This is a genomic window from Curtobacterium sp. ABR8, assembly GCF_057812125.1.
This window is the reverse complement of the sequence record NZ_CM173818.1, coordinates 906,853-918,882: the sequence shown is the minus strand read 5'-3', so window position 1 is coordinate 918,882 and position 12,030 is coordinate 906,853. Positions and strand designations below refer to the sequence as shown.

9 protein-coding genes are annotated in these 12,030 nt (G+C 71.3%); 5 read left to right on the top strand and 4 right to left on the bottom strand.

The window, feature by feature from the left end; all coding sequences use genetic code 11:
• Nucleotides 1-4 precede the first annotated feature (4 nt).
• Nucleotides 5-274 carry a hypothetical protein gene (locus ACXKZB_RS04530; protein WP_111086890.1) on the bottom strand — a complete coding sequence of 90 codons (270 nt, stop codon included), beginning with the start codon at nucleotides 272-274 and terminating at the stop codon, nucleotides 5-7.
• Nucleotides 275-372: 98 nt separating this feature from the next.
• Between ACXKZB_RS04530 and ACXKZB_RS04525 the strand changes: the two genes are divergently transcribed.
• Nucleotides 373-1,245, top strand: coding sequence for a DUF808 domain-containing protein (locus ACXKZB_RS04525; protein WP_488824843.1), 873 nt, complete (start codon nucleotides 373-375; stop codon nucleotides 1,243-1,245).
• Between the two features lie 119 nt (nucleotides 1,246-1,364).
• Nucleotides 1,365-1,799, top strand: coding sequence for a VOC family protein (locus tag ACXKZB_RS04520; protein WP_488824842.1), 435 nt, complete (start codon nucleotides 1,365-1,367; stop codon nucleotides 1,797-1,799).
• A 22-nt stretch (nucleotides 1,800-1,821) separates the two neighbouring features.
• Here the strand turns inward: ACXKZB_RS04520 and ACXKZB_RS04515 are convergent, their stop codons facing one another.
• Nucleotides 1,822-2,775 carry a manganese catalase family protein gene (locus ACXKZB_RS04515; protein WP_340197305.1) on the bottom strand — a complete coding sequence of 318 codons (954 nt, stop codon included), beginning with the start codon at nucleotides 2,773-2,775 and terminating at the stop codon, nucleotides 1,822-1,824.
• 140 nt (nucleotides 2,776-2,915) lie between these two features.
• Between ACXKZB_RS04515 and ACXKZB_RS04510 the strand changes: the two genes are divergently transcribed.
• Nucleotides 2,916-4,301: an FAD-binding oxidoreductase gene (locus ACXKZB_RS04510; RefSeq protein ID WP_488824841.1), complete on the top strand. Its 1,386-nt coding sequence runs from the start codon at nucleotides 2,916-2,918 to the stop codon at nucleotides 4,299-4,301.
• A gap of 103 nt (nucleotides 4,302-4,404) precedes the next feature.
• On the opposite strand, the gene ACXKZB_RS04505 is transcribed toward ACXKZB_RS04510, so the two are convergent.
• Nucleotides 4,405-4,800 carry a hypothetical protein gene (locus ACXKZB_RS04505; RefSeq protein WP_111086898.1) on the bottom strand — a complete coding sequence of 132 codons (396 nt, stop codon included), beginning with the start codon at nucleotides 4,798-4,800 and terminating at the stop codon, nucleotides 4,405-4,407.
• Between the two features lie 281 nt (nucleotides 4,801-5,081).
• Here ACXKZB_RS04505 and ACXKZB_RS04500 point away from each other — a divergent pair, with 281 nt between their 5' ends.
• Both ACXKZB_RS04500 and ACXKZB_RS04495 read left to right on the top strand, forming a co-directional pair.
• Entirely contained in the window at nucleotides 5,082-5,762 is a 681-nt protein-coding gene (locus ACXKZB_RS04500; RefSeq protein ID WP_123310723.1) for a hypothetical protein, read from the top strand.
• Between the two features lie 104 nt (nucleotides 5,763-5,866).
• Nucleotides 5,867-8,293 carry an excinuclease ABC subunit UvrA gene (locus ACXKZB_RS04495; protein ID WP_488824840.1) on the top strand — a complete coding sequence of 809 codons (2,427 nt, stop codon included), beginning with the start codon at nucleotides 5,867-5,869 and terminating at the stop codon, nucleotides 8,291-8,293.
• 477 nt (nucleotides 8,294-8,770) lie between these two features.
• Here the strand turns inward: ACXKZB_RS04495 and ACXKZB_RS04490 are convergent, their stop codons facing one another.
• Nucleotides 8,771-11,872: a choice-of-anchor G family protein gene (locus tag ACXKZB_RS04490; RefSeq protein ID WP_488824839.1), complete on the bottom strand. Its 3,102-nt coding sequence runs from the start codon at nucleotides 11,870-11,872 to the stop codon at nucleotides 8,771-8,773.
• Nucleotides 11,873-12,030: the final 158 nt, after the last annotated feature.

Genomic DNA, 12,030 nt, shown 5'->3' with positions numbered 1-12,030 from the left:
ACGACTACTGCTGGTCGGACGGCAGCAGCGGCGCCCAGTAGGCGTCCGGGCCGTCGGCCTGCACGGCGTCGCGCTCGAAGCGGAAGCCGTACTCCCGCACGAAGTCGAGCGCGGCGGCCTGCTCGTCCTCGGCGTCGTCGTGCGCGGCGTCGAACAGGTACACGCCGTGCCCCATCTTCACGCCCGAGTCGCTGATCACCGTGAGGTCCCAACGCCCTTCCTCGGCGCGTTCGATCCGCACGACGGCGGCCTGTGCAGCGGTGAAGTCAGCCATGCCGTCAGCCTACGGACGGTGGCCCGGTGGCGTTCAGGGCCGGTCGCGCCCAGTACGCTGAGCACCGTCACAGGCCCGGACGAGCGGAGAACGAAGTCATGTCAGTCGGATTGCTCGCCGTGGTGGACGACATCCTCTCCGCGGCCCTGAAGGCGAGCGCGAAGACCGCCGGTGTCGTCATCGACGACGCCGCGGTCACCCCGCAGTACGTGCAGGGGCTCGCGCCGGCCCGGGAGCTCCCGGTCGTCGGGCGCATCGCGCTCGGCAGCCTGTTCAACAAGTTCATCATCATCATCCCGCTGGCGCTGCTGCTCACCGCGTTCGCTCCCTGGGTGCTGCCGTACCTCCTGCTCATCGGCGGGACGTACCTCTGCTTCGAGGGCGCGGAGAAGGTCACCGAGTGGTTCGGCGTCCACCACGGCGCAGGCACCTCCGACTCGGTCACCGAACCGAAGCTCGTGTTCGGCGCCATCCGGACCGACCTCATCCTGAGCACCGAGATCATGCTCATCGCCCTGGCCGGCCTCGACCCCGACCTCGGGCTCTGGCCGACACTCGGTGCCCTCATCGTGATCGGGCTCGTCATGACCGCGGTCGTCTACGGCGCCGTGGCCCTGCTGGTGAAGATCGACGACGTCGGCCTGCAGATGATGAAGAACTCGGTCCGCCGCACCCGTCGCACCGGAGCGCGGATCGTTCGGGCCATGCCGACGGTCTTCCGGGTCATCAGCGTGATCGGCACCGTCGCCATGCTGTGGGTCGGCGGGCACCTGGTCATCGCGAACCTCGCCGAGACGTTCTGGCACGGTCCGTACGACCTGCTGCACACGATCGAGCACGCGATCGAGGCAGCCGGCCCGGTCGTGACGTGGACTGTGGACACCGCGATCTCGGCGGTCGCCGGCGTCGTCCTCGGCATGGTCGTCGTGGCGATCGTCCTCGGCATCGGTCGTCTTCGCGGGAAGCACTGACTTACACTTCTGTTCCGCCATCGGCACAGCAGTGTTCCGACGAACCACGCGTCGAACGACTCGTGGTCCGTTGCAGAACCGGTGCGCGCTGCCCGCGCGCCAGGATTACCCTGACGCGCATGGCAACGGTGCGACGGGTCCAGGTGACGTTCGACTGCGCCGAACCGGAGCGGGTCGCCCGGTTCTGGTGCGAGGTCCTCGGCTACGAGGTCCCTGCTCCCCCGCCCGGGTTCGACGACTGGCAGGCGTTCAACGCCTCGCTCCCGCCCGAGCACCAGGACTCCGCCTTCGCGTGCGTCGATCCGTCCGGCGCCGGCCCGCGCCTGTTCTTCCAGCGAGTGCCCGAGGGCAAGACGGTCAAGAACCGCGTGCACCTGGACGTCCGGGTCGGCACCGGCCTGGTCGGCGAGGAGCGCCTCGCCGCGCTCGACGCCGAGAGCGCACGCCTGGTCGCCCTCGGTGCGACCCAGTTCCGCCGCATGCTCGCGGATCAGGTCAACGAGTCCTGCATCGTGATGCAGGACGTCGAGGGCAACGAGTTCTGCATCGACTGATCCGCGAGCTGCGGCGGCGGGCTCAGGCGACCGGCCCGTAGAGCGGCGTCTCCGCCTGGTCGAGCTCCAGCTCGGCGGTCTGCTGGATGAGTGCCAGCAGGTCGGCGTCGAGTCCGGGAGCGAACTCCTCGAGGCGCTCCGGAGCGATGAACGACGGCGCTCCCACCGGGGCCTGCTCGGTCGCGGACAGGTCCGTGCCGTCCTTCGACGGCGATGCCCCGCGGAAGATCTTGCCCGCCTCGGACGCCCCGTCGAGGTCGAAGCTGTACTGCTTGCTCTGCAGCCCGAGGTCGACGAGTTCCTTGACCTCCGGGAACCGCTCGGCGTTCGTCTTCGGGATCGGCAGCAGGGTCTTCCAGTCGACGCCGAGGGTCTCGAGGGCCTTCGCGTAGGCGTTCTCGTGCGCCTGGTCGCGGACGATCAGGTACGCGATGGTGCTGCGCGCGGTGGGGTTGTCCGTCATCTCGTAGATCCGGCACTTCTGCAGGCGACCCGTGGACTCGAGCATCAGGTTGTACAGCAGGTCGAGCGGCAGGTTGCCGGAGTTGTAGACGTAGCTGCCGCTCCACGGGTTGCCGGCCGCATCGACCGGCAGGGCGCCCTGCGCACCGACCAGGTAGTGGTGGATGTTGCTCGTGTCGAGTGCGATGTTGAGCGGCGTCGCACCCTTCGCACCGGGCTTGTCGAGCGGGTCGGTGAGCTTGCCGGTGTACTCGGGCGAGCCGTCGAGCAGACGGGAGATCGTGGTGCCGATGAGCTCGACGTGGCTGATCTCCTCGGTGCCGACCCCCTGGATGAGGTCGCGGTACGGCTTCGCCGCCGGGCCGCGGAAGTTCATCGCCTGGAACAGGTACTGCATCATCGTGCGCATCTCGCCGAACTGCCCGCCGAGCCCTTCCTGCAGGGCGTTCGCGGCTGCCGGGTCGGGCTCGCCGTCGGCGATCTCGTTGATCCAGGTCTGTGCGTGGAAGTACATGGAGCCTCCTTGCTGGTCGCGACGGATCCGCCGCGTGCATCACGGTCGTCCGGCGTCCCTGGCAGGCGACACGGGTCGTCCACTGAGCGCGGTATCGTCGTCGGCGCCGCACCGCAGCGCCCGGAAGGACCCCCGAACCGATGACCGTCAGTCACGACGTCGACACCGCCGCCCTCGACGAACTGCTGGGGGTGGACCAGGTCCTCCGCGACCCGGCGTCGCTCGAGCGGTACCGCCACGACGACGCCGAGTGGGCGGACTCCACGGCGCCGCTCGCCGTCGTCCTCGCCCGCAGGACCGACGACGTCGTCGCCACCGTCAAGTGGGCGGCGGCGGCCGGGGTGCGGGTCGTGCCGCGCGGCGCAGGGACCGGTCTGTCCGGCGGGGCGAACGCGATGGCCGGATCGGTCGTCCTGTCGCTCGAGCGGATGGACGCGGTCCTCGAGATCAACACCGACGAGCGGTACGCGATTGCCCAGCCCGGTGTGGTCAACGACGCCCTGCGTGCGGCGGTCGCGGAGCACGGGCTCTGGTACCCGCCGGACCCGGCGAGCTCGGCCATCTCGACGATCGGCGGCAACGTCGCGACGAACGCCGGTGGGATCTGCTGCGTCAAGTACGGCGTCACCCGCGACTACGTGCTCGGGATGACCGTCGTGCTGGCCGACGGTTCCGTGGTCGAGCTCGGCCGCCGCACGGCGAAGGGCGTCGCCGGCTACGACCTGGCCGGCCTGATGGTCGGTTCCGAGGGCACGCTCGGCATCGTCGTGTCGGTGACCGTGAAGCTGCTCCCCCTGGCCGGCCGCGACGAGCGCGCCGTGATCGGGTACTTCCCCTCGCTCAGCGCCGCCGGGGACGCCGTCGCGGCGATCTCACGCGCCGGCATCATCCCCGCAGCGCTCGAGATCGTCGACCGGACCTGCCTGCGGGCCGTCGACGACTGGATGCACCTGGGGCTGCCGTCCGACGTCGACACCCTGCTGCTGGCACGGGTCGACGAGCGCGGTGCGGCGGGCGACGACCTCGCCGACCAGGTCGCCGCGGTCTTCGCACGGGCCGGCGGCACCGACGTCGAGCGGGCCACGGACCCCGACGACATCGCCCGGCTGTTCCAGGCGCGGCGGCTCGCGTACCCGGCGCTCGAGCGGCTCGGCCCGGTGCTGACCGAGGACATCTGCGTCCCCCGCAGCGCGGTGCCCGAGATGCTCCGGCGGATCCAGGCGACCGCTGCGGCGCACGACGTCACGATCGCGAACATCGCGCACGCCGGCGACGGCAACCTGCACCCGCTGATCATCGCGCCCGTGGGCGACGACGCCGCGAAGGCCCGCGCGAAGCACGCATTCGACCAGATCGTCGCCGACTGCCTGGCGCTCGGCGGCACCGTCACGGGCGAGCACGGCGTCGGACTGCTCAAGTTGCCGGGCCTGCGACAGGAGCTCGGCGAACGAGTGCTGGCGATGCACCGTTCCGTGAAGGACGCCCTGGACCCGGCGGGCACCCTGAATCCCGGCAAGGCGTTCTGAACGCACGGAGACGACGGACGGGAGGCCCGGTGCCAGCTGGCACCGGGCCTCCCGTCCGTCAGCCGGTCGCGTTCAGCGCCCGGCGTGCGTCACGCAGTCGCGGTCAGCGACGGCGGAAGTAGCCGTTCGCGCCACCGACGTACATCAGGATCGTCGCGACGAGCACGGCGACGCCACCGATCCACCCGAAGGCGTTGCCACCCGACGCTGCACCCACGCCCACACCGATGAGCTGCAGGATCGCGAGCACGGTGAGCACGATGCGGGCCCAGTTGCGACCGTCGCGCATCTTGAAGACGATGATGAGCTCGATCACGGCGAGGACGAAGGCGAAGATCGCTCCGCCGACGAGCGGGGCGGTGCCGACGCTGTCGGCGACGTCGGCAGAGCTGCCGGACGTGAGGCTGATGATGCCCTGCACGATGTTCGCCAGGACCACCACCAGCCAGATGATGAACGACACGGTGACGCTGGTCGGACGGCTGTTCGTGTTTGCCATGTGAGGAACCCTTCGTGAACGGCCGCGTCCAGCGGCCACACAGCGAACGTACATCAGCACCGGAGGTCTGTCCGGAAGCGGGCGAAGGTCACGGACCGGTAACGGGGACAGATCGGTCCAAACCGTTTCGCCGAGGCCGCCGAATCACCTGCACAGACCGGGAACCACCCGGAGCGCTCACCAGCCGCACACTGCTGGTTCTCCACCCTGCACCAGGGTGTGTTCGGCGCGCACACAGCAGCCGCGCCGAGCGCGACACCTCAGCAAAGGAATCGATCACCATGCGCAAGAGCCTGAAGACCTCCATCACCCTCGCCACGACCGGCGCCCTCGTCCTCGGCGGTGCCGCGTTCGGCATCTCCTCCGCCCAGGCCGCCACCCCCTCGATCCACACCGTGTCGTCGTCCGAGTCGAAGATCCCCGCACCGGTCGCATCGGTCCCCGAGGTCCTCGGCGGGTCCACCGCCGTGAAGCTCGACTCCGGCTTCACCGACGCCCTCACCGCCCTGAAGCTCACCCCCGGCGTCTCCGGTGACGCGACCCTCGCCGACGGGTCCGTGTCGTTCCCGATCACCGCCGGATCGGTCACGTACTGGTCGCCGGACGGCAACTACCGCCCCTACGTGCAGGGCATGCTCAACCACGACGACTCCGGCCTCACGCTGAAGGCCGGCGACACCACCGTCACGCTCGAGAACTTCGTCGTGAACCCGGGCTCGTCCAAGCTCTACGGTGACGTCCTGGTCAACGGCAAGGTCGCCGCGTCCAACGCGTACCTGTTCGAGCTCTGGGGCGGTTCGCTCAAGCCCCTCCAGCTCGAGGGCGACAACGCCATCCTGACCGGCACCACCGTCCACGTCTCCGAAGACGCCGCCGGCCTGCTGAACAAGACCTTCGGCACCGACGCCGTCAAGCGCGGCCTCCTCGTCGGCACCGCCACCATCACCGCACAGATCAAGTAACACCCCCGCACCACCACGCGAAGGGCCGCCCCGGACAACCGGGACGGCCCTTCCGTCGTGCGCCGGGCGGTCGCACCCAGCAGCACCCGCCTACCATCGAGCAGATGCCCTCCCCCCGATCGACCGCGACCGACGACCAACCGGGGCCCGACGACTTCATCCGTGTCCGCGGCGCCCGTGAGCACAACCTGCAGGACGTCGACGTGGACATCCCGCGCAACCGGATCGTCGCCTTCACCGGCGTCTCCGGCTCGGGCAAGTCCTCGCTCGCGTTCGGCACGGTGTTCGCCGAGGCGCAGCGCCGGTTCCTCGAGTCCGTCGCCCCGTACGCCAGGCGGCTCATCGCGCAGGGGTCGACCCCGCACGTCGACTCCATCACCGGGCTGCCGCCGGCCGTGGCCCTGCAGCAGCGCCGTGGTGCCCCGAGCAGCCGCTCGACCGTCGGCACCCTGACGACCCTGTCGAACTCGATGCGCATGCTGTTCTCGCGAGCCGGCACCTACCCGTCCGGTGCCGACCGGCTCGAGTCGGACTCGTTCTCGCCGAACACCGTCGCCGGCGCCTGCCCCCGATGCCACGGACTCGGCATCGCCCACGAGGTCACCGAGGCCTCGGCCGTGCACGACCCGTCGCTGAGCATCCGCGACGGCGCGATCACCGCGTGGCCCGGGGCGTGGCAGGGCAAGAACCTGCGCGACGTCACCGCGGCGCTCGGCTACGACATCGACGTGCCGTGGCGGGAGCTCTCCCGTCAGGACCGTGACTGGTTGCTGTTCACCGAGGAGCAGCCGGTCGTCCAGGTCCACCCGAAGCGCGACCGGGTCGCCAAGCCCTACAAGGGGCGGTTCTGGAGCGCACGCCAGTTCGTGCTGCACACGCTCGCCGACTCGCAGAGCGAGACCCAGCGGACCAAGGTGCTGCAGTTCGTCGAGTCCGGTCCGTGCGGTCTCTGCGGCGGCACCGGCCTGACGCGGGCGGCCCTCGCGGTCACGGTCGGCGGCCACTCGATCGCGGACCTGAACGGTCTGCCCCTCTCCGCGCTGGCCGACGTCCTGCGCCCGATCGCGACCCTCCTGGACGCCGGTGCCGCGACCTCGCGCGCGTCGTCGGGTGAGCACACCGAGGTCGCCGTCGCCATCTCCCGTGACCTCCTGAACCGCGTCGAGGTGCTCGTCGGTCTCGGCCTCGGCTACCTCGCACTCGACCGGGCCACCCCGACGCTCTCCCCCGGTGAGACGCAGCGGCTCCGCATCGCGACGCAGCTGCGGTCGGGGCTGTTCGGCGTCGTCTACGTGCTCGACGAGCCGAGCGCCGGCCTGCACCCGGCCGACGCCGAGTCCCTGGTCGAGGTCCTCGACGACCTGCGCGCCGGCGGCAACAGCGTCTTCGTCGTCGAGCACGACATGAGCATCGTGCGGCGCGCGGACTGGATCGTCGACGTCGGGCCGGGTGCCGGGTCCGGCGGGGGCAGCGTCCTGTACAGCGGGCCGGTCGACGGCCTCGCCGACGTCGAGGCGTCGGTCACCCGACGCTTCCTGCACCCTGGCGACCGTGACGACGAGGACCGCACCGTCCGGACGCCGATCGGGACCCTCGAGCTGCGCGACCTCACGCTGCACAACCTGCAGGGACTCGACGTCGACCTGCCGCTCGGGGTGCTGACCGCGGTCACGGGCGTCAGCGGCTCCGGCAAGTCGTCGCTCGTCGGCTGCGTCCTGCCCGGCGTGGCGACGTCGCACCCGCTCGTCGACCGTGTCGTGCAGGTCGACCAGAAGCCGATCGGCCGCACACCGCGCTCGAACCTCGCCACCTACACCGGGCTCTTCGACGCCGTGCGTGCCGCGTTCGCCGCGACCGACGACGCGAAGACCCGAGGCTGGACCGCCAGCCGCTTCTCGTTCAACGTCGCCGGCGGTCGGTGCGAGGTGTGCCAGGGCGAGGGTTCGGTGTCGGTCGAGCTCCTGTTCCTGCCGGGCAGCTGGGCGCCGTGCCCGGAGTGCCACGGCGCGCGCTACAACGACGAGACGCTCGAGGTGCGGTGGGACGGGGCGACGATCGCGGACGTCCTCGGCATGACCGTCGACCAGGCAGCACCCTTCCTGGCATCGCTGCCCGCAGCAGCCCGTGGCCTCGAGGCCCTGCGTCAGGTGGGGCTCGGCTACCTGCGCCTCGGGCAGCCCGCCCCGGAGCTGTCCGGTGGTGAGGCCCAGCGCATCAAGCTCGCGACCGAACTGCAGCGCGCCCGCACCGGGCACACGCTCTACCTGCTCGACGAACCGACGACGGGCCTGCACCCCGCCGACGTCGAACTGCTGACCGCACAGCTCGCACGACTCACCGACGCCGGCAACACCGTCGTCGTGGTCGAACACGCCATGGACGTCGTCGCGAGTGCCGACCACGTCATCGACATGGGGCCGTCCGGCGGCGAGGACGGCGGCCGCGTGGTCGCCACCGGCACGCCCGCCCAGGTCGCGGCGTCCGCCACGAGCCGGACCGCGCCGTACCTGCGGGAGCAGCTCGGGCGCTGAACGCGCCGACCGTCGGACGGGCGCGTCCCGTGGCGGACCCGCACCGGGCCTCCCGTCCGCACTGTGCGGACCACGCGATCCCGTGCGCGGTTCCGCGCACCGTGCAGCGCAGCAGACACCCACCATGCGGCCACCCCCGCACCACCCGACGAACCCCGCACCGTGCTCGGCCGCGGCGCCGACCGCCGGACGGGAGGCCCGTGACGGGCTGGCACCGTGCCTCCCGTCCGCACCGTGCGGACCACGCGATCCCGTGCCCGGTTCCGCGCACCGTGCAGCGCAGCAGACACCCACCACGCGGCCACCCCCGCACCACCCGACGAACCCCGCACCGTGCGGACCCCGCGACCAAACCCGCACCACCCGGCCACCCCCGCACCGTGCGGACCTCGCGACAAAACCCGCACCACAAGGTCACCCCCGCACGCAGCAGCGCCCGCCGGGACGGATCCCGACGGGCGCTGCTGGTGGTGCGGACTAGGCCCGACGGAAGCGGCGGGCGATGGTGAGCCCGGCACCCGCGAGCATCAGCAGGATCGCGAAGGCGATCACCGGAGCCGGGTCGCTGCCCGTGTAGGCGAGCGTCCCGTTCGGGCCGGTGCCGCCGGCGCCACCGTTGCCGGCGGTCGTCAGGCGGACGGTGAACGTCACCGGGTCGGACGCCGCCGAGGTGCCGTCAGCGCCGGTCTGGGTGGCGGTGATCGTCACCGTTCCCGGGCCGAAGCCGACGATCGGGGTGCACTTCCAGGTGCCGTCGGCCGCGACGACCGCGGTGCAGACGACGACCGTGCCGACGGTGACCGTGACGGTCGCGCCCGGCTGGCCGGTGCCGGTGATCGGCGGGTTGGGCGTGGTGACGGTGCCACCGTCCTCCGGCGAGGTGATCGCAGGCGGCGGGGTCGTCGTGGTCGACGCGGGGTTGTAGGTGTAGACCAGCGGGTCGGACGTGCCACCCGCGGTCGTCACCGTGACCTCGACGTCACCGGCAGCGTGCGCCGGCGTCGTGAAGGTGAGCGTCGTGCCGTCCGCCGACACGCTGTCCGGCGTGATCGGGTCGGACCCGTCCACCGAGACCGTCGAGTCGTCGGTGAAGCCCGTGCCCGTGACGGTCACGACCGTGCCACCCGCAGCCGGACCGTTGTCCGGATCCAGCGCCGAGAGCGTCGGGACCGCGGCCGGGGCCGGGTCGTAGGTGTACGGCAGCGGCGCCGAGGTGCCGGCCCCGTTGGTGACGGTCACGGGGACCGTACCGGCGGTGTGCGCCGGCGTCGTGAACGTCAGCTCGGTGCCGTCGTCCGAGACGCTGTCGGGCGTGATCGGGTCGGACCCGTCGACCGAGACCGTCGAGTCGTCGGTGAAGCCGGTGCCGGAGACCGTGACGACCGTGCCACCGGTGACCGGACCGTTGTCGGGGTCCAGCGCCGTCAGCGTCGGGGCCCCGGCGGGTGCCGGGTTGTAGGTGTACGTCAGCGGGTCCGAGGTCCCCGCGTCGGTGGTGACCGTCACGTCGACGGGACCGGCGACGTGTGCCGGCGTCGTGAACGTGAGCTCGGTGCCGTCGTCGGAGATCGACTCCGGGTCGATCGGGTCGGACCCGTCGACCGAGACGGTCGCGTCGTCGGTGAACCCGGTGCCCGTGACGGTGACGAGCGTGCCGCCACCGACCGGTCCGTTGTCGGGGTCCAGCGTCGTGATCGTCGGCACGGCTGCGGGTGCCGCGGTGTACGTGAAGTCGAGCGGGTCGGAGGTGCCGGCAGGCGTCGTGACCGTGACGTCGACCGTGCCGACGGCGTGCGCCGGCGTCGTGAACGTCAGCTCGGTGCCGTCGTCCGAGACGGAGTCCGCCGCGATCGGGTCGGAACCGTCGACCGACACCGTGGCGTCGTCCGTGAAGCCCGTACCCGTCACGGTGACGACCGTGCCGCCGGCCACCGGGCCGTTGTCGGGGTCGAGCGTGGTGATCGTCGGGACCGCGACCGCGTCGTCGGTGTACGTGAAGTCGAGCGGGTCGGACGTGCCAGCAGGCGTGGTGACCGTGACGTCGACCGTGCCGACGGCGTGTGCCGGCGTCGTGAACGTCAGCTCGGTGCCGTCGTCCGAGACGGAGTCCGCCTCGATCGGGTCGGAACCGTCGACCGACACCGTGGCGTCGTCCGTGAAGCCCGTACCCGTCACGGTGACGACCGTGCCACCGGCCACCGGGCCGTTGTCCGGGTCGAGCGCCGTGATGGTCGGGACCGCGAGCGGACCGGCGTTCGGACCGACCGCCGCCGAGGCGAGGTTGACGACGGCGGTGCCGGCAGCCGGCAGGAGTGCGACGCGCAGTGCACGCTGCGTGAAGACGCCGTCGGCGCTGGTCTCCTGCACGTTGGCCCGCAGTGACACGACGGTCGTCAGGGCGTTGGCAAGCGGTGTGACGACCGTCTCGCCCAGGCCGGCGACGACCTGGTTGATCGGGGCGACGACCTGCGCCAGCACCGGGTTCACGATGGGCAGGACCTGGCCGGCCGGCACGGGGACGCCGAGCACGGTGACCGAGAGGCCCTGCAGCGAGGTGGTGAGCTGCGTGACGACGCCCTGCAGCGCGGTCGTGACCGCCGGCAGGAGCTGCGTCGTGAGCGCGTCCGTGATGTACGGCAGCAGCTCGGTGTTCGCCGGCAGGTTGTTGATGTCCAGTCCGGCGTTCGTCAGCACCGCGGCGACGTCGACCGTGATCGCTCCGGTCTGCAGGTTCGCCGTGATCGAGCCGTCGGCGCTGGTGACGTCACCGGTGGCCGAGTCGAGCACCGTGTCCAGGTTCGGGATGCCGTCGACCTCGACGACCGGACCGAGCACCGCGAGCAGGTCTTCGAGGTTGTCGACCGTCGGCTGGAGCGTGCCGAGCGTGGTGCGGAGGTCGGTCACCGTTGCGCCGAGCGCGGGGCTCGTCAGCGACAGGTCGAGTCCGGCGATGCCGTAGTCGCCCGTCTGTGCACCGTCCGGGCCGGCTGCCTGGGCAGCGGTGGCCGAGACGGCACCGACCTCGAGCTGGGCGTTCGCGAGTGCGCCCGCCAGGTCGGTGCCGATGAGGCCCGACAGGTCGAGCGTGGCGTTGGACTGCGGGACGCCGTCCTGGCCGCCCACGCCGATCCCGCCGGTGTTCGTCACCGCGCCGGAGGCGGCCACGGAGCTGCCGTCGGCATTGGCGGCGGCGTACTGGTTGACGGCACCGAGGGTGAGGATGCCGTTGTCGCCGAGCAGGTTGAGGCCCCCGCCCAGGTCGACGTTGACCGCGTTGAGCGCGGTGACGTCGAGCGGGTGGACATCGGTGTCCGTGGCTCCGCCGGTGTTGACGGCATCAGCCGGGGTGACCGCGAGGATGTCGTCGAGGTCCAAGCCGAGCGCGGAGCCGCTGAGGAAGCGCCCCTGCCCGGTCGACGCGACGGGCGCTGCCGTCGCTGGGGCGGCGGCGAGGATGCTGCCGCCGGCGCCGAGCAGGGCCGCGGTGACGATCGCGACGCCCTTGCTCCGGCCTGACCATCGGGTGGAAGTGGACGCCCCTGGGTCTTTCTGGGCGCGCTCGAGTACTCCAAGCCTCATGTGGCTTCGCTCCTGATCCTGGTGCTGGTCCGGCAGTTGGTGATGCTGCCTGCAGCTGTGGTGTGGTTCCGATGAGCGTAACCCTGAACGGGTGCACAAGACCAGCACCCCCGAACGGGGGCCTGCGCTCTGCGGATGCGGATGCGGATGCGGATGCA

Coding starts and splice junctions, on each gene's coding strand:
- ACXKZB_RS04520 (WP_488824842.1), top strand. CDS start 1,365: ATGGCAACGGTGCGACGGGTCCAGGTGACGTTCGACTGCGCCGAACCG.
- ACXKZB_RS04500 (WP_123310723.1), top strand. CDS start 5,082: ATGCGCAAGAGCCTGAAGACCTCCATCACCCTCGCCACGACCGGCGCC.
- ACXKZB_RS04525 (WP_488824843.1), top strand. CDS start 373: ATGTCAGTCGGATTGCTCGCCGTGGTGGACGACATCCTCTCCGCGGCC.
- ACXKZB_RS04510 (WP_488824841.1), top strand. CDS start 2,916: ATGACCGTCAGTCACGACGTCGACACCGCCGCCCTCGACGAACTGCTG.
- ACXKZB_RS04505 (WP_111086898.1), bottom strand. CDS start 4,800: ATGGCAAACACGAACAGCCGTCCGACCAGCGTCACCGTGTCGTTCATC.
- ACXKZB_RS04515 (WP_340197305.1), bottom strand. CDS start 2,775: ATGTACTTCCACGCACAGACCTGGATCAACGAGATCGCCGACGGCGAG.
- ACXKZB_RS04495 (WP_488824840.1), top strand. CDS start 5,867: ATGCCCTCCCCCCGATCGACCGCGACCGACGACCAACCGGGGCCCGAC.
- ACXKZB_RS04530 (WP_111086890.1), bottom strand. CDS start 274: ATGGCTGACTTCACCGCTGCACAGGCCGCCGTCGTGCGGATCGAACGC.
- ACXKZB_RS04490 (WP_488824839.1), bottom strand. CDS start 11,872: ATGAGGCTTGGAGTACTCGAGCGCGCCCAGAAAGACCCAGGGGCGTCC.